The organism is Klebsiella sp., assembly GCF_027492335.1.
Taxonomy (GTDB): Bacteria; Pseudomonadota; Gammaproteobacteria; order Enterobacterales; family Enterobacteriaceae; genus Klebsiella; species Klebsiella huaxiensis.
On the sequence record NZ_JAPUEW010000073.1, the window covers coordinates 11,181 to 27,781 of the forward strand.

The following is a 16,601-nucleotide window of genomic DNA, read 5'->3' on the forward strand; positions in this document are numbered from 1 at the left end:
TAAATGATTTTCGGGGAAATATATGGCTAAGCAGGATGAACAACGGCTATTAGTTAAGATTGCCACTCTTTACTATCTTGAAGGACGAAAGCAGTCCGATATCGCTCAACTTCTCTCGCTTTCTCAGTCATTTATCTCCCGAGCGATTACCCGTTGCCAAAAGGAAGGTGTGGTCAAAATTAGCGTTGTTCAGCCATCCAATATTTTCCTCAATCTTGAAAAAGGTCTCGAGGATCGCTACGGAATTAAACAAGCCATCGTGGTGGATACCGAAGAGGACGCGAACGATCACACCATCAAGCGCGCCATTGGTTCCGCCGCCGCCCACTACCTGGAAACGCGATTGCGCCCGAAAGACCTGATCGGCGTCTCCTCCTGGAGTTCGACCATTCGTGCGATGGTCGATGAAGTTCACGCGCAAAATCTGAAGGCCAACGGCGTGATTCAACTGCTGGGTGGCGTAGGCCCGAACGGTAATGTCCAGGCAACGATCCTCACCCAGACCCTGGCGCATCATCTTAACTGTGATGCCTGGCTGCTTCCTTCTCAAAGCATTGAAGGCTCAACGGAGGAGAAAAATCGTCTCGTTGCCAGCAAAGATGTCGCCGATGTCATTGCCCGCTTTGACGAAGTCGACATCGCCATCGTCGGCATTGGCATCCTCGAGCCTTCGCAACTGCTTAAAACGTCGGGGAACTACTATCACGAAGATATGCTTCAGGTGCTGGCGGAACGCGGGGCGGTCGGCGATATTTGCCTGCACTACTACGACAAAAACGGCAAAGCGGTGTTACGCGATGATGAAGATCCTGTTATCGGCATGGCGCTGGAAAAAGTGAAGAAGTGCCCCAACGTGGTGGCCCTTGCCGGCGGCAGCGATAAGGTTGCGGCTATCAAAGGTGCGCTATCAGGCGGTTATATCGATGTGTTAATTACTGACTACCCCACCGCACGCCTGCTTATCGCGGGTTAACTTCCTCATTCCAACACTTTCCCACAGCCTTTACGCTTTCCCCGAAGCGTAAAGGTAATGCAAATAAATATTTATATTTCAATACGATAAATGCATTAACCTGCTCTCTTTTTCACTCATTGTCAGATGCTCCACCGAACGGATAAGTGTGATTGCCAGCACAATTGATAACTTTTCCTGTAGCCCGACGGGAAGTTTCTGGCTAAGGTATCAAATAAATAATCACTATCGAATATATATTCAGTGATTAAAAAAGTGAAAACGAATTGTCACATCATGGCCTGCTAAGAAGCAATGCGATAAAGAGGAATGCCGACTCTTCCCCCTCCGCGCCAGGACGAAGTGTGACTCAGGAGACTACCTAATGCAGGCAACACGTAAAGAGTTCATCATTGCACTGGACGAAGGCACCACTAACGCCAAAGCCGTCGTGCTCGATAGCCGCGGTGACGTGGTAGTGAAATTCTCGCAGCCGCTGGCGATTCAAACGCCGCGCGATGGTTGGGTCGAGCAATCGGGAGAAGTTCTGGTCGAAGCCTCACTCGACGTTATCGCTAAAGCGGTTGAACACGTAGGTGCAGAGAACGTCGCCGCATTGGCCATCAGCAACCAGCGCGAGACCGCTATCGGTTGGTATCGCCAGAGCGGTAAACCTATCAATGCAGCCATCACCTGGCAATGTACCCGCAGCGCCGCGTTTTGCGATGAACTGCGCCATGACAACAAAGAACAGCTAATCAAAACGACTACCGGCTTGCCGATTGCGCCTCTGTTCTCGGCCTCAAAAATGCGCTGGCTGCTGGAATCCATTCCTGAGGGCCGCCAACTGGCAGAACGCGGTGAAATCTGCCTCGGCACTATCGACAGCTGGCTGCTGTGGAATTTAACCCAGGGCGAAGCGTTCCATTGCGATCACTCCAATGCTGCACGTACCCAGTTGCTGAATCTGCAAACCGGGCAGTGGGACGACGAGATGCTGGCGCTGTTCCAGATCCCTCGCGCCGCGCTGCCGGAGATTAAACCTTCCAGCGGATTGTTTGGCTACACCCGCGGGCTGAACGCTATTCCTGATGGTATTCCGGTGATGGCGATGGTGGGTGATTCCCACGCCGCGCTGTTTGGTCACGCGCTTGGCGAACTGGGCTGCGTTAAAGCCACCTACGGCACGGGGTCATCGGTGATGGCGCCGGTAAAATCCGCACAGTGCGATATCGACGCACTGGCCACCACCATCGCCTGGCACGACGGCGACAGCATCACCTACGGACTAGAAGGTAATATTCCGCATACCGGCGATGCGGTTGCATGGATGGCCGACAGCACTGGCTTAAGCGAACTTTCCGATGCCGAGTTGGCTCACGAGCTCAATACCCTCCCCGCCTCCGTTGACTCTACGCTGGGCGTCTATTTTGTGCCAGCCCTTACCGGACTTGGCGCACCGTGGTGGGATGACAGCGCCCGGGGCGTAATTTGCGGCCTGAGCCGTGGCGTCAAACGCGCGCATCTGATTCGCGCCGCGCTGGAGTCCATTACCTATCAAATCGCCGATGTCGTTGTCGCCATGCGTCAGCAGGATGACTTCCACCTGGCGGCATTAATGGTCGATGGCGGCCCGACTAAAAACGACTGGTTAATGCAGTATCAGGCCGACCTGCTGGGATGCCCGGTGATGCGTAGCGATGTTGCCGAACTCTCGGCAATTGGCGCAGCCCTGCTCGCCCGCAAAGCCCTGAACCCAGGCTCGGTAACCGACCTGAAAGCTTTCTTAACCGAACATAGCGAATTTATCCCCGATATGGCCCGCCACCAGCGCCTGCAGAAAAGATGGCAGGAGTGGCGCCATGCGGTGAACAGAACATTATGGAAACCGGCAACGTCCGCCTGACGCCCACCAGGGAATCTCGTGTGTGACGAACCTTAATCATCAACAAAAGGAGACCCCCGGCCCATAAACTTTATTTTCAGGCCTTACGTTGTTTCACCGTACCCGACAATAACAACCAAGAGAGAAAATTGTCATGAAATTACGTTTAACGCTTTTAACAGCCGCTACCCTGACCGCCTTTTCTTTTGCTGCCCACGCGGCAGAAAAAGGCACCATCATGATCATGGTAAACTCGCTGGATAATCCGTATTACGCTTCTGAAGCCAAAGGTGCCAGCGAGAAAGCTAAAGAACTCGGATATCAAACCACTATTCTGTCGCATGGCGAAGATGTCAAAAAACAGAATGAACTGATCGATACCGCTATCGGTAAAAAAGTTCAGGGCATTATTCTGGATAACGCCGATTCAACCGCCAGCGTTGCAGCGATTGAAAAAGCCAAAAAAGCCGGTATTCCAGTAGTCTTAATCAACCGCGAAATCCCTGTCGATGACGTCGCACTTGAGCAGATTACCCATAATAACTTCCAGGCCGGTTCTGAGGTCGCCAACGTATTTGTTGAGAAAATGGCGGAGAAAGGAAAATATGCCGAACTGACCTGTAACCTTGCGGATAATAACTGCGTTACCCGCTCTAAATCTTTCCACCAGGTTATTGACCAATACCCGGATATGGTCAGCGTGGCGAAGCAAGATGCCAAAGGGACGTTGATCGACGGCAAACGCATTATGGACAGTATTCTGCAAGCACACCCTGACGTGAAGGGCGTAATTTGCGGTAACGGTCCTGTCGCTCTTGGCGCCATTGCCGCGCTGAAAGCCGCCAATCGCACCGATGTCGTGGTTGTTGGTATCGATGGTAGCAACGACGAACGCGATGCGGTGAAAGCCGGAACCCTGCAGGCGACGGTGATGCTCCAGGCCCAGGCTATCGCCGCTCAGGGCGTGACCGATCTGGATAACTACCTGCAAAAAGGTGAAAAGCCAGCGAAGCAGCGCGTGATGTTCCGCGGGATTCTGATCACTCAAGACAATGCAGACAAAGTTCAGGACTTCAATATCAAGTCCTGAGTTCGGGTTGTTGCGCCCCTTCGGGGGCGCATAGGAGAGTATTATGTTTAAAAAAACCTGGCTGGCGCTGGCCGTTCTTACCCTTGGAGGCTGCCGTATCGTCTCTCAGCAGGAACTGGCCGATCTTAAATCCCCGCCCAATCCGCACATGACGAGTATTGATAAAACATGGCAAGACCAGGTTGTTCCACAGGTCGTAGCCAAGGCTCGTCCCGTCGCCGAATTAATGACCGCCCTGCGCGCGGCGAAAGATTTCGACAGCGCTTGCAAAACGTTAGGCTATCGCGCTCAGGACGAAAACCCGTGCGTTTTTTACGTCAAAGTTGAAGGTAATATCAGCAAAATTGATTCTGCTTCCCGCAGCGGAAAAATGACCATTCAGGATACCAGCGGCAGCAATATTGTCGTGCAAATTGGCCCAACGCTGCGCGGTACGCTATTACGCGACGGCTATCAAGGTGCCAGCTATCAGGACTTTAACGACCAGGTTCTGTTTGGTGAGTATGGTCGGGCAATTAACGAACATGCGGTAAAAATGATCGAAGCAGCACAAGTTAAAACGGGAGAAACGGCCCAGATTTATGGCGTATTCTCAGCCTGGGATATTCCACAAACCGTTCCTGATATTACGCCAGCGAAAATTGTTCGTTTGGGAGGACAATAACATGCAGCGGCAAGAACTCGTCACTCCCCAACCAGTCGAATCTGAAGTTATTATCGAAACCCGTGAATTATCGCGTGTTTATCCGGGGGTTATTGCCTTAGATAACGTGAATTACCGGGTCTATCGAAATAAAGTAAACGTTCTGATCGGTGAAAATGGTGCGGGTAAATCCACCATGATGAAAATGCTTGCTGGCGTTGAAACCCCGTCATCTGGTCAAATTATTCTTGATGGTACTCCGGTTACGCTTGGCTCTACCCATCAGGCAGAAAAACACGGCATTAGTATTATTTTTCAGGAATTGAATTTATTTCCGAACATGAACGTCATGGATAATATTTTCATGGCCAACGAGTTCTTTCAGAAAGGGAAAATCAACGAAAAATATCAATATGAGTTAGCCAAAAAATTACTGGAAAGGCTGGAACTCAATGTCGACCCTTATACGCAACTTGGCGAGTTAGGTATCGGCCATCAACAGATGGTCGAAATTGCGCGAGCGCTTTCAAAGGATACTCGCGTATTAATCATGGACGAACCCACTTCCGCACTCAGCCAGTCGGAAGTCAAAATCCTGTTTAACGTCATTGAGCAGCTTAAACGTCGCGGCGTCACCATTATTTATATTTCCCATCGTCTGGAAGAACTGATGGAAATTGGCGATCACATTACCATTTTTCGCGACGGGCGCTTTATCAGCGAGCGCGAGGTTAGTGATGCCAGTATTCCATGGATCATCGAACAAATGGTCGGCGATAAGAAAAAGCATTTCGACTACCAGCCCGCACCAAAAGGCGAAGCAGTACTTGCCGTTGAAGGTTTGACAGCGCTGCATCCCAGCGGAGGCTATAAGCTCAACGACGTGACCTTCACCTTAAGTAAAGGGGAAGTGATCGGCATCTACGGCCTGCTCGGCGCAGGACGTACGGAGCTATTCAAGGGTCTGGTCGGTCTGATGCCTTGCCAGAACGGTAGCGTGCAGCTCAATGGCGAAAATATTGAAAAGTCGCAGTTCCAGGCACGGTTAAAAAAAGGGCTGGCGCTTGTCCCTGAAGACAGACAGGGCGAAGGCGTGGTGCAGATGATGTCGATTCAATCGAATATGACCTTATCTGATTTTAGTCTGCAGGGTTTTCGCCGCGCGTGGAAGTGGCTGAATCCGCAGAAGGAAATCACCTGCGTCAAAGAGATGATTCGCGAACTGGCTATCAAGGTTAGCGACCCCGAGCTGCCAATTACCTCTTTAAGCGGTGGTAACCAACAAAAAGTAGTGCTCGGCAAAGCATTGATGACAAAGCCGGAGGTTGTGTTTCTCGATGAGCCGACTCGCGGCATTGATGTCGGCGCTAAAACCGACGTTTATCACCTGATTGGCAAAATGGCCCAACAGGGTCTGGCAGTGATGTTCTCTTCATCAGAACTGGATGAAGTGATGGCGCTGGCGGATCGCATCCTGGTGATGGCCGATGGCCGTATTACCGCCGATTTACCGCGTCATGCGGTTACCCGCGAAAAATTAATCGCGGCTTCAACACCTCAAGATTAATCAGGCTGGAACCCATCATGAACCAGAAATATATGATTTATATGTACCTGCTGAAGGCCAGAACGTTTATCGCTCTGCTGCTGGTTATTGCATTCTTCAGCGTGATGGTACCAAATTTCCTGACCACATCTAACCTGCTGATTATGACTCAGCACGTGGCCATCACCGGCCTGCTGGCCATCGGCATGACGCTGGTTATCCTGACCGGAGGGATTGACCTTTCCGTCGGCGCCGTCGCCGGGATCTGCGGCATGGTCGCGGGGGCGTTATTAACCAACGGCCTGCCCTTATGGAACGGCAGCGTTATCTTCTTCAACGTGCCTGAAGTCATCCTGTGCGTCGCTATTTTCGGTGTCATTGTCGGCTTCATTAACGGTGCCGTGATTACCCGCTTCGGTGTCGCTCCTTTTATCTGCACGCTGGGCATGATGTATGTCGCCAGGGGTTCAGCTTTGCTGTTCAACGACGGTAGCACCTACCCCAACCTTAACGGCATGGAAGCGCTGGGCAACACCGGTTTTGCCACCCTGGGGTCCGGTACGCTGCTGGGCGTGTATCTGCCAATCTGGCTGATGATCGCGTTCCTGCTGCTGGGCTACTGGCTGACCACCAAAACCCCACTGGGTCGCTATATCTACGCTATTGGCGGCAACGAATCAGCAGCCCGCCTGGCCGGTGTGCCTATCGTGAAAGCGAAGGTCTTCGTGTACGCCTTCTCCGGCCTTTGCTCCGCATTCGTTGGCCTGATCGTCGCGTCGCAGCTGCAAACCGCGCATCCAATGACCGGCAATATGTTCGAAATGGACGCTATCGGTGCCACCGTACTCGGCGGAACCGCGTTGGCGGGCGGTCGTGGTCGGGTAACGGGTTCAATTATTGGTGCTTTCGTTATCGTCTTCCTTGCCGACGGCATGGTGATGATGGGAGTCAGCGATTTCTGGCAAATGGTCATCAAGGGCGTGGTTATCGTCACCGCCGTCGTCGTCGACCAGTTCCAGCAGAAACTACAGAACAAAGTCATCCTGATGCGTCGCCATGAGGAGAAGCTGGCAGCGGCAGGAGCCACCAGCTAATAACGTCTTCATTACCCCACCGGACGCATTTGTGTCCGGCCTATACAAGGGAAGAAAAAATGCAAAGAAATTTCCAAAACAAAACGGTTGTTATCACTGGCGCATGCCGCGGAATTGGTGCTGGTATTGCTGAGCGCTTTGCTCGTGACGGCGCAAATCTGGTGATGGTCTCCAACGCCGAGCGCGTTCACGAAACGGCGGAAACCTTACGCCAGCGCTATCAGGCCGACATCCTGTCGTTGCAGGTCGATGTGACCGATGAAGCACAGGTGCAATCGCTGTATGAGCAGGCGGCAGCGCGCTTCGGTACGATTGATGTCTCTATCCAGAACGCAGGCGTGATCACCATCGATTATTACGATCGCATGCCGAAAGCTGACTTTGAAAAAGTGCTGGCCGTTAACACTACCGGAGTTTGGCTGTGCTGCCGCGAAGCTGCCAAGTATATGGTGAAACAAAATCACGGCAGCCTGATTAACACCTCTTCCGGCCAGGGTCGTCAGGGCTTTATTTACACTCCGCATTATGCGGCCAGCAAAATGGGCGTTATCGGCATCACGCAGAGCCTGGCCCACGAACTTGCTCCGTGGAATATCACCGTCAACGCCTTCTGTCCGGGCATTATTGAAAGCGAGATGTGGGATTACAACGACCGCGTATGGGGCGAAGTCCTCAGCACCGAGCAGAAACGCTACGGCAAGGGTGAGCTGATGGCGGAGTGGGTCGAAGGCATTCCGATGAAGCGCGCGGGCAAACCGGAAGACGTTGCCGGACTGGTGGCGTTCCTGGCGTCCGACGATGCACGCTATCTCACAGGGCAGACCATCAATATTGATGGCGGCCTGATTATGTCGTAATGCCGCCAGCCTGACATTCCTCAGGTCAGGCTACACAAATCATGTCCCGGAGGCGGTGCTGCGCACCTGTCCGGGCTACCCGACGGCACAAGCCCCGTAGCCCGGACAGGCGCAACGCGCCGCCTCCGGGTAGACCCCGGCATGCGACGGAATATTTTTAAGAGAGTAATAACTATGATCGCAAAAGATTTTGCTCAACAGTTGTTTAATCTGCAGGACCGCGTAGCGTTTGTGACAGGCGCGGGCAGCGGCATCGGCCAGATGATTGCTTACGGACTCGCCAGCGCAGGCGCTCGGGTAGTCTGCTTTGATCTCCGCGAAGACGGCGGCCTTGCAGAAACCGTTAAAGACATTGAAGCGATTGGCGGGCAGGCCTGTTTTTACACTGGTGATGTGCGCCAGCTCAGCGACTTACGCGCAGGTGTCGCGCTGGCCAAAAGCCACTTTGGTCGCCTTGATGTCGCCGTTAACGCTGCGGGTATCGCCAATGCTAATCCAGCGCTGGAGATGGAAACAGAACAATGGCAACGGGTTATCGATATTAACCTCACTGGCGTATGGAACTCCTGTAAAGCAGAGGCTGAACTGATGCAGGAATTCGGCGGCGGCTCCATCATTAATATCGCCTCCATGTCCGGTATTATCGTTAACCGGGGCCTCGATCAGGCCCATTACAACTGCTCCAAAGCCGGTGTTATTCACTTATCGAAAAGCCTCGCTATGGAGTGGGTTGGCAAAGGGATCCGCGTTAACTCGATCAGTCCGGGATATACCGCTACACCAATGAACACCCGACCTGAAATGGTCCACCAAACCCGCGAGTTTGAAAGCCAGACGCCGATTCAGCGCATGGCGAAAGTTGAAGAGATGGCCGGGCCAGCGCTGTTCCTCGCCAGCGATGCCGCATCATTCTGCACTGGCGTTGATCTGGTGGTCGATGGCGGTTTTGTCTGCTGGTAAAACCAACTTTGCGTGCAAGAATGCGGGGAACCCTCCCCCGCATTCTCCCGCCTTAATGACGATCTCAGCAAACGGGCAACAATTATGTATAGCCACTATCACGGCCTTATTTTTGATATGGACGGAACGCTTTTTGACACCGAACCTTTGCACCGCCAGGCCTGGTTAAGCGTCTTCGCCGCTGAAAATATCGTGATTACTGAAGAAGAACTCATCCCGTTTAATGGCTCAGCCCCCTGGCAGGTCGCCAGCCAGGTTGTCGCCTTAAAAGGATTAACTGCCGACCCATTTTCACTGGCCGATCGCAAAAAGCAGGCCATTGAAAAATTGCTACAGACGGCGGAAATCCGGGTTCTACCGGCAATGGACATTTTACTGGCGTGGCAGGATAAAAAACCGCTGGCGCTGGGAACCGGTAGCGAACGTAGCACTGTGGACATACTGCTTAACCGCTTTAATTTAACCCAGCGCTTTGCCGCTATCGTCTCCGCCGACCGGGTTAAAAATCACAAGCCCGCCGCCGACACGTTCTTATTGTGCGCCAGCGAGCTTCATGTGCAGCCTGAACGCTGTCTCGTTTTTGAAGATTCCCGTTTTGGGATTGAAGCAGCGAAAAATGCAGGCATGGACGTGGTCGACGTTAATACTCTGCGCTAAAAATTATGCAGGGTGGCGGTACTATTGCTTTTAACCGGTCGATTTTCTCTCGCCGTCCATCCTGCTCCATCAGCAGAAAAAAGGTGCCTTAAGGTTCCTTACCCAGCCTGCGGATAGGCGGGGATTGCTCCCCGCATACCGGCTACTTCTTCGTTTCGTAAGCGAGAACGGCCTTAAACTCCATACTACGTTCTTTGATACTCAACTCGCACAGCGAGTCGCGTACCATTAACGTAAATCCCAACGCTGTCAGACACAGCACCACGATCGCCACCAGGGCGTATTTTGTCAGCATCTCGTTGCCTCCATGCGAAGAAGAGGCTACTATCCAACGTGCGAGGTTTGGATTGTAGGCCTCAGGTTGATGGGAACATCTCCTGGGGCTTCGTCTTTCTGAATCCTCACCTAATAAGCCTGAACTCAGAAAGCCTCAGGCACCCATCGCCATCATACCCTTCCCTGTTCACATCACTGTATATTTAACCAGCTAAAATCATTTTTCAGAAAACGTTTAGACTGACTGGATTTCAGGGAAGATCTCATCTTTACGAGAGAAATGGAAAACTCAAAATAGGCTATTTACGTTAGCGAAAATCTTCCAGTCGCTTCAATTGCCGACCTTCATCATCAAAATTCTCCACCGCCAGCCACGCCCGTATAACCGCATCACACGCGGGCCATTCGCTGTCGATAATTGACAGAATATCGCTATCGCGGGTTCGCTCTTTACGCACCAACTTCTGGCGAAGACGCCCTTCCCAGGTAAATCCCAGTCGGTCGGCAGCGCGGCGAGAGGCGATATTCATCGAATCACATTTCCACTCCAGCCGACGATAGCCATGGGCAAAGCTATTTTTCAGCAGTAGCCAGACCGCCTCGGTACCGAGCGGTGTATTTTTCATCGCCCTTGACCAGGTGACGTGCCCAATCTCCACGGAACCCATCGCCCGATCAATCGCCATATAACTGACCAGCCCAACTGCCCGCTCGGAATGCAGATCAATAACCGCATACGGCACCAATCCGTCGTCCATGACCTTGCCGGTAATCCAGCTCGCCGTTGACTCAACGCTCTGCGGACGCGTGCTGGCAAGCCAGGTCCAGTCGCTCTCGTCACCAGGGGAATAGGCAGTGAACAGATCCACCGCGTGTCGGCTGGCATCCAGCGGTTCCAGTCGACAAAAGCGACCCTTTAACGCCGTCCGTTGCAGAGTATCCGCCCCATGCCATCCAGGGACGCGATCGTTGACATGCTGACCAAACTCATTGATTTCCGGCACGCTTCTACCCTCAACTATTGTTAGTGTTTTGTTATATCAAGAAGCCAGAATTACCGAAATAGAGCCGGCACAATTATTCTTAATAACTCATTGGCATTGGTTATGCTTTTTAAGCATAATCTTATCCGCATTTTGACTTTACGCCTTGGATTAAGCGGCCTAACGTAGCGAAACATCAATAATCACAATAACGCTTTTCAGGGATCGCTCATGACTAAAAAACTGCTGCCGCTGTTGATACTGACCGCATTATCCGCCGCCGTTCACGCCGCCACGCCGCCTGGTACTCTGGTGGTCGCGCAGGGCCTTGATGATATTGTCAGCCTTGATCCGGCGGAAGCCAACGAGCTTTCCAGCATCCAGACGGTACCGAGCCTCTATCAGCGCCTGGTACAGCCGGACCGCGATAACCCTGAAAAAATCACGCCAATTCTGGCCGAAAGCTGGCAGGCAGATCCGGCGGCAAAAACGCTGACCATCAAGCTCAAGCCCGATGCGAAATTCGCCTCCGGCAACCCGTTGCGCCCGGAAGATGTCATTTTCTCCTACACTCGCGCGGTGACGCTTAACAAGTCCCCGGCGTTTATTCTCAACGTTCTCGGCTGGCAGCCAGATAACATCGCCACTCAGTTGAAAAAAGTGGATGACCACACGCTGGAGCTCCACTGGACCGCCGACGTCAGCCCGGCGGTGGCGCTGAATATTCTTTCCACGCCGATCGCCTCTATCGTCGATGAGAAGCTGATCGCGCCGAACGCCAAAGATAATGACTTCGGTAACGGCTGGCTGAAAATGCACTCGGCGGGCAGCGGCGCGTACAAGATGCGGGTCTATCAGCCACATCAGGCCATTGTGCTGGAAGCTAACGACAGCACGCCAACCGGTGCGCCGAAGCTGAAAAGCATCATTATTAAAAACGTGCCCGACCCGGCCTCTCGTCGCCTGCTCATTCAGCAGGGTGATGCCGATGTGGCGCGCGACCTCGGCGCCGATCAGATTGCGGCCCTGCAAGGCAAACCCGGCGTACAGGTGCTGAGCATCCCTTCCGCCGAGCAGAACTACCTGGCCTTCAACACCGCCAACAACGCTAACCCACTGCTGAAAAACCCGGCCTTCTGGGAAGCAGCACGCTGGCTGGTAGATTACGACGGCATTACTAAAGACCTGCTGAAGGGCCAGTATTTCGTCCACCAGAGCTTCCTGCCGGTCGGCCTGCCGGGCGCGCTGGACAATAACCCGTTTAAATTCGATCCGGCAAAAGCCAAAGCGATCCTCGCCAAAGCGGGCATCAAAGATGCGCATTTCACCCTTGATGTGGAGAACAAGCCGCCGTTTATCACCATCGCCCAGTCTATGCAGGCAAGCTTTGCCCAGGGCGGCGTGAAGGTGGATCTGCTGCCGGCCGCCGGTAGCCAGGTGTATGCCCGCGTGCGCGCTAAACAGCACCAGGCGGCGATTCGTCTGTGGATCCCGGACTATTTCGACGCCCACTCTAACGCCAGCGCCTTTGCCTACAACGATGGAAAATCCAGTACCGTCGCCGGGCTTAATGGCTGGCAGATCCCGGAGCTGAATAAAGCAACCCTGGCGGCAGTAGCCGAGCCGGATTCCGCTAAACGCCTGGATTTGTATAAAAAAATGCAGGAAGAGCTGCAGCGCAGTTCGCCTTACGTGTTTATCGATCAGGGTAAAACCCAGATTGTGGTCCGCGATAACGTCAAAGGCTATCAGCAGGGCCTTAACGCCGATATGGTCTGGTATGACCGGGTAACCAAGTAACGCCTGGGGCAGGAGCGATCAGGTAGCCCGGACAGGCGCAACGCGCCGCCTCCGGGAACGCAGGCCCCGATGCCATATGTTTTCCCGGTGGCGCTGCGCTGACCGGGCTACAACAACAGATCGCACCAGCTGATAACACTGTTCTTTTACCAACGGAATAACCATGTCTGCTGTTTTACCCACCAGAGCAGAGCGGCGCGCAAAACGCCCTCTGCTCGCGCTATTTCAGGGGCTGCTGACGCTGGCGCTGACCCTGCTCGGCCTGTTATTGGTCACCTTCACGCTCTCGGCGCTGTCGCCGGTTGACCGGGTGCTGCAAATCGTCGGCGACCACGCCAGCCAGTCCACCTACGACCAGGTTCGCCACCAGCTCGGCCTCGATCAGCCGCTGCCGGTACAGTTCTGGCACTATCTGGTGAATCTCGCCCACGGCGATCTCGGTATTGCCAGCTCTACCGGCCAGCCGGTGCTCCACGATCTGCTCGCCGCCTTCCCGGCAACGCTGGAACTGGCGACGCTGGCGCTAATTATCGGCGCGCTGTCGGGTGTTATCGCAGGCGTCCTGTGCGCCCGCTATGTCGGCTCACCGTGGGATCTGGCGGTGCGCACGTTTACCCTGCTCGGCAACTCGGTGCCGATTTTCTGGCTCGGCCTGCTGATGCTGGCATTGTTCTACGCCAAATTGCAGTGGACGCCAGGACCAGGACGGCTGGACGATATTTATCAATACACCGTTGAACCCCGCACCGGCTTTGCGCTGATTGACACCTGGCTCTCGGGCGATAAAGAAGCGTTTAAAAATGCCGCCGGACATCTGCTCCTGCCAGTGCTGCTGCTGGCCTATTACTCACTAGCAAGCATCACCCGCCTGACCCGCTCCGCCTGCCTGAGCGAAATGAACAAAGAGTACATCCTGCTCGCGCGCGCCAAAGGAGCCAGCGAGATGACCATCCTGCTGCGCCACGTGTTGCCGAATATTCGCGGAACCTTGCTGACGGTGATCGCTCTGGCGTACACCTCGATGCTGGAAGGCGCGGTGCTGACCGAAACCGTCTTCTCCTGGCCGGGAATTGGTCGCTACCTGACCACCGCCCTGTTTGCTGGCGATACGACGGCGATTATGGGCGGCACGCTGCTTATCGGCGCGAGCTTTGTATTGATTAATAACCTCACCGACCTGCTGGTGCGGCTGACCGACCCGAGGGTGCGCTGATGCCGACTTATCTGTTTTTACGCCGCCTGCGCCGCTCCCCCGCCGCCTTTTGCGGCCTGATTCTCATTACTCTACTCCTGCTGGTCGCACTCTTCTCGCCGTGGCTGGCCCCGCTCGACCCGAACTGGCAGGACGCCGCCGCGCGTCTGCAAGGGCCGAGCGCACAGCACTGGCTCGGCACCGACAGCTACGGTCGCGATCTGCTCTCACGGCTGATTTTTGGCGCACGCCCGGCTCTTGGGCTGGTGGCGCTGGTCACGGTGATTACCCTGCCCGTTGGGTTGCTGGTGGGGATCCTCTCCGGCTATTACGGCGGCTGGATCGAACGCGTGCTGATGCGATTTACCGACGTGGTGATGTCGATGCCGCGGTTAATTCTGGCCTTCGCCTTTGTCGCCATGCTCGGTCCGGGGCTGGTTAACGGCGCGCTAGCGTTGGCGCTCACCACCTGGCCCGCCTACGCTCGCCAGGCGCGCAGCGAAATTCAGCGCCTGCGCCACAGTGATTATCTGGCGGCGGCGGAGATGATGGGCATTCGCGGCTGGCGGCTGCTGATCGGCCATATTCTGCCGCTATGTCTGCCATCAGCTATCGTCAGGCTGGCGCTGGATTTGGCCGGTATTATCCTCGCCGCCGCCGGCCTGGGCTTCCTCGGTCTCGGGGCGCGTCCGCCAATGGCAGAATGGGGGGCGATGATTGCCGACGGGATGCAGGTTATTTTCGACCAATGGTGGATAGCCGCCGCGCCTGGCGCCGTTATTCTTATCGCCAGCCTGGCGTTTAACCTGCTGGGCGACGGCCTGCGCGACGTTCTGGAGCCGCAACATGACTGATACCCGACTGACCGTTCAGGGACTCGCCATCGACTATCCCGCCGCCCGGGTAGTGAACAACTTAAGCTTTACCCTCGGCAACGAGCGGCTGGCGCTGGTCGGCGAATCCGGCTCTGGCAAATCGATGACCGCCCGCGCCCTAATGGGGCTGGTGCGCAAACCCGGTGTCGTCAGCGCCGGGACGCTCAACGTGCTGGGGCGCAACGTATTAACGCTTAACGATCGGGGCTGGCGCGACCTGCGCGGCAACGATATCGCCATGGTGCTCCAGGACCCGCGCTATGCGCTCAATCCGGTGAAAAATATTCAGGCGCAGCTGGAGGAGGCATTAACGCTGCATCAGCGCCTCAACCGCCGGGCGCGACTGGAGGCGGTCAAAGCCGCCGTTGCCGCAGTGGGCCTGGATTTACCGGTGCTTAGCCGCTATCCGGGAGAGCTCTCCGGCGGGATGGGCCAGCGGGTGATGATCGCCATTGCCTTGCTCAACAATCCTCAGGTACTGATTGCCGATGAGCCAACATCGGCCCTCGACGCCCGGCTGCGTAATCAAATCCTCGAACTGTTGGTGGAACAGTGTGAACAGCGACAGATGGCGATGCTGTTGATTAGCCACGACCTGCCGCTGGTGGCGGAACACTGCCATCGGGTACTGGTGATGTACCGAGGCGAGAAGGTCGATGAGATGGCGGCGCGGGACCTGCCGACAGCGACCCATCCTTATACCCGAACCCTGTGGACCTGCCGCCCGGACGCGCAAACCTACGGCCAGATGCTGCCCACCCTCGACAGAACCCTGGATTTTACGGAGGCGGCGCATGGCGGTCGTTAATCTTAAGGATTTGCAGGTTATTTTTGCTGAAAAAACGGCGGTGTCAGCGGCCAGCTTTGCCGTGGATGCCGGGGAGACCTTCAGCCTGATCGGTGCATCCGGTTGCGGAAAATCAACCATTCTGCGGGTTTTAGCAGGGCTACAGCGCGACTGGAGCGGCAGCGTCGAACTGTTTGGCAAAGCCATTACGCCAGGCATACGTTTTCAGGGCGAGCTGCGGCGCAACGTGCAGATGGTATTTCAGGACCCGTACGCCTCGCTGCATCCCAACCATACTTTGTGGCGCACGCTGGCGGAACCGCTGAAGATTCACGGCATCGGCGAGATTGAGCAGCGGGTAACTACTGCACTGGAACAGGTTGGCCTGCCCGCCGACGCCGCGCGTCGTTATCCGCACCAGCTTTCCGGCGGCCAGCGCCAGCGCGTAGCAATTGCTCGCGCGCTGCTGCTGCGCCCAAAGATCCTGCTGCTGGATGAGCCAACGTCGGCGCTGGATATGTCGGTACAGGCGGAGATTCTTAACCTACTCAACCGCTTAAAGCAGGAGCATGGGATGACGTACCTGCTGGTCAGCCACGATGCCGATGTGATTGCCCATATGTCTGACCGGGCGGCGTTTATGGCGGAGGGCGTAATTCAGCGCTTCTTCGACCGCGAAGCGCTGGTGAACGGTGAACACCGGATGGGGTGAGGTTTTCCCCCTCTCCCTGTGGAAGAGGGCCGGGAATACCCCGGTGGCGCTCCGCTGACCGGGCTACAGTCCTCGCGTTCTGCGAGTTTGGTAGCCCGGACAGATTCGCAGCATCGCCTCCGGGAAATGTGCCGGACCTGATGTATCGGCGTGGCTTTATCCCGGGGGCGGCGCTTGACGCGCCTTGCCCGGGCTACGGGTCCGTGCGTTCTGCGGGTTTGGTAGCCCGGACAGATGCGCAGCATCGCCTCCGGGAAATGTGCCGGACCTGATGTATCGGCGTGGCTTTATC

At 55.1% G+C, this 16,601-nt stretch carries 16 protein-coding genes; 14 read left to right on the top strand and 2 right to left on the bottom strand.

Features of this window, described 5'->3' with window-relative positions; genetic code table 11:
* The first annotated feature begins 22 nt into the window (after positions 1–22).
* The 9 genes from QVF11_RS21800 to QVF11_RS21840 all read left to right on the top strand — a co-directional run bounded on the left by QVF11_RS21800 (position 23) and on the right by QVF11_RS21840 (position 9,684).
* Positions 23–973: a sugar-binding transcriptional regulator gene (locus QVF11_RS21800; protein ID WP_287859194.1), complete on the top strand. Its 951-nt coding sequence runs from the start codon at positions 23–25 to the stop codon at positions 971–973.
* A gap of 364 nt (positions 974–1,337) precedes the next feature.
* The gene (locus QVF11_RS21805; protein ID WP_142512068.1) at positions 1,338–2,858 is read left to right on the top strand and encodes an FGGY family carbohydrate kinase; all 1,521 of its coding nucleotides are present in this window, start codon (positions 1,338–1,340) and stop codon (positions 2,856–2,858) included.
* Positions 2,859–2,991: 133 nt separating this feature from the next.
* Entirely contained in the window at positions 2,992–3,927 is a 936-nt protein-coding gene (locus QVF11_RS21810) for a D-ribose ABC transporter substrate-binding protein (protein WP_112217253.1), read from the top strand.
* A 43-nt stretch (positions 3,928–3,970) separates the two neighbouring features.
* Positions 3,971–4,591, top strand: coding sequence for a DUF2291 family protein (locus tag QVF11_RS21815; RefSeq protein ID WP_287859197.1), 621 nt, complete (start codon positions 3,971–3,973; stop codon positions 4,589–4,591).
* Between the two features lies 1 nt (position 4,592).
* Positions 4,593–6,137 carry a sugar ABC transporter ATP-binding protein gene (locus QVF11_RS21820; protein WP_112217255.1) on the top strand — a complete coding sequence of 515 codons (1,545 nt, stop codon included), beginning with the start codon at positions 4,593–4,595 and terminating at the stop codon, positions 6,135–6,137.
* A 17-nt stretch (positions 6,138–6,154) separates the two neighbouring features.
* Entirely contained in the window at positions 6,155–7,210 is a 1,056-nt protein-coding gene (locus QVF11_RS21825) for an ABC transporter permease (RefSeq protein WP_142512069.1), read from the top strand.
* A 59-nt stretch (positions 7,211–7,269) separates the two neighbouring features.
* A complete protein-coding gene (locus QVF11_RS21830) occupies positions 7,270–8,067 on the top strand; it encodes an SDR family oxidoreductase (RefSeq protein ID WP_112217257.1) in 798 nt (265 codons plus the stop codon).
* Positions 8,068–8,241: 174 nt separating this feature from the next.
* A complete protein-coding gene (locus QVF11_RS21835; RefSeq protein ID WP_287859201.1) occupies positions 8,242–9,027 on the top strand; it encodes an SDR family oxidoreductase in 786 nt (261 codons plus the stop codon).
* 84 nt (positions 9,028–9,111) lie between these two features.
* On the top strand, positions 9,112–9,684 hold the full coding sequence (locus QVF11_RS21840; protein ID WP_142512070.1) for a beta-phosphoglucomutase family hydrolase: 573 nt from the start codon (positions 9,112–9,114) through the stop codon (positions 9,682–9,684).
* Between the two features lie 142 nt (positions 9,685–9,826).
* On the opposite strand, the gene QVF11_RS21845 is transcribed toward QVF11_RS21840, so the two are convergent.
* Both QVF11_RS21845 and QVF11_RS21850 read right to left on the bottom strand, forming a co-directional pair.
* Positions 9,827–9,979 carry a Hok/Gef family protein gene (locus QVF11_RS21845; protein ID WP_112217260.1) on the bottom strand — a complete coding sequence of 51 codons (153 nt, stop codon included), beginning with the start codon at positions 9,977–9,979 and terminating at the stop codon, positions 9,827–9,829.
* Positions 9,980–10,268: 289 nt separating this feature from the next.
* A complete protein-coding gene (locus QVF11_RS21850) occupies positions 10,269–10,964 on the bottom strand; it encodes a GNAT family N-acetyltransferase (RefSeq protein WP_287859205.1) in 696 nt (231 codons plus the stop codon).
* A gap of 210 nt (positions 10,965–11,174) precedes the next feature.
* On the opposite strand from QVF11_RS21850, the gene QVF11_RS21855 reads away from it, so the two are divergent.
* The 5 genes from QVF11_RS21855 to QVF11_RS21875 all read left to right on the top strand — a co-directional run bounded on the left by QVF11_RS21855 (position 11,175) and on the right by QVF11_RS21875 (position 16,309).
* Positions 11,175–12,743, top strand: a complete 1,569-nt coding sequence (locus QVF11_RS21855; protein ID WP_112217262.1) for an ABC transporter substrate-binding protein — start codon at positions 11,175–11,177, stop codon at positions 12,741–12,743.
* A 163-nt stretch (positions 12,744–12,906) separates the two neighbouring features.
* Positions 12,907–13,956 carry an ABC transporter permease gene (locus tag QVF11_RS21860; protein ID WP_227015956.1) on the top strand — a complete coding sequence of 350 codons (1,050 nt, stop codon included), beginning with the start codon at positions 12,907–12,909 and terminating at the stop codon, positions 13,954–13,956.
* Positions 13,956–14,789, top strand: coding sequence for an ABC transporter permease (locus QVF11_RS21865; protein WP_287859207.1), 834 nt, complete (start codon positions 13,956–13,958; stop codon positions 14,787–14,789). Before QVF11_RS21860 ends, QVF11_RS21865 begins: the two co-directional genes overlap by 1 nt.
* On the top strand, positions 14,782–15,618 hold the full coding sequence (locus tag QVF11_RS21870) for an ABC transporter ATP-binding protein (protein ID WP_112217264.1): 837 nt from the start codon (positions 14,782–14,784) through the stop codon (positions 15,616–15,618). Before QVF11_RS21865 ends, QVF11_RS21870 begins: the two co-directional genes overlap by 8 nt.
* Positions 15,605–16,309, top strand: a complete 705-nt coding sequence (locus tag QVF11_RS21875; RefSeq protein ID WP_287859209.1) for an ABC transporter ATP-binding protein — start codon at positions 15,605–15,607, stop codon at positions 16,307–16,309. Before QVF11_RS21870 ends, QVF11_RS21875 begins: the two co-directional genes overlap by 14 nt.
* Positions 16,310–16,601 lie beyond the last annotated feature (292 nt).

Coding starts and splice junctions, on each gene's coding strand:
- QVF11_RS21800 (WP_287859194.1), top strand. CDS start 23: ATGGCTAAGCAGGATGAACAACGGCTATTAGTTAAGATTGCCACTCTT.
- QVF11_RS21805 (WP_142512068.1), top strand. CDS start 1,338: ATGCAGGCAACACGTAAAGAGTTCATCATTGCACTGGACGAAGGCACC.
- QVF11_RS21810 (WP_112217253.1), top strand. CDS start 2,992: ATGAAATTACGTTTAACGCTTTTAACAGCCGCTACCCTGACCGCCTTT.
- QVF11_RS21815 (WP_287859197.1), top strand. CDS start 3,971: ATGTTTAAAAAAACCTGGCTGGCGCTGGCCGTTCTTACCCTTGGAGGC.
- QVF11_RS21820 (WP_112217255.1), top strand. CDS start 4,593: ATGCAGCGGCAAGAACTCGTCACTCCCCAACCAGTCGAATCTGAAGTT.
- QVF11_RS21825 (WP_142512069.1), top strand. CDS start 6,155: ATGAACCAGAAATATATGATTTATATGTACCTGCTGAAGGCCAGAACG.
- QVF11_RS21830 (WP_112217257.1), top strand. CDS start 7,270: ATGCAAAGAAATTTCCAAAACAAAACGGTTGTTATCACTGGCGCATGC.
- QVF11_RS21835 (WP_287859201.1), top strand. CDS start 8,242: ATGATCGCAAAAGATTTTGCTCAACAGTTGTTTAATCTGCAGGACCGC.
- QVF11_RS21840 (WP_142512070.1), top strand. CDS start 9,112: ATGTATAGCCACTATCACGGCCTTATTTTTGATATGGACGGAACGCTT.
- QVF11_RS21845 (WP_112217260.1), bottom strand. CDS start 9,979: ATGCTGACAAAATACGCCCTGGTGGCGATCGTGGTGCTGTGTCTGACA.
- QVF11_RS21855 (WP_112217262.1), top strand. CDS start 11,175: ATGACTAAAAAACTGCTGCCGCTGTTGATACTGACCGCATTATCCGCC.
- QVF11_RS21860 (WP_227015956.1), top strand. CDS start 12,907: ATGTCTGCTGTTTTACCCACCAGAGCAGAGCGGCGCGCAAAACGCCCT.
- QVF11_RS21865 (WP_287859207.1), top strand. CDS start 13,956: ATGCCGACTTATCTGTTTTTACGCCGCCTGCGCCGCTCCCCCGCCGCC.
- QVF11_RS21870 (WP_112217264.1), top strand. CDS start 14,782: ATGACTGATACCCGACTGACCGTTCAGGGACTCGCCATCGACTATCCC.
- QVF11_RS21875 (WP_287859209.1), top strand. CDS start 15,605: ATGGCGGTCGTTAATCTTAAGGATTTGCAGGTTATTTTTGCTGAAAAA.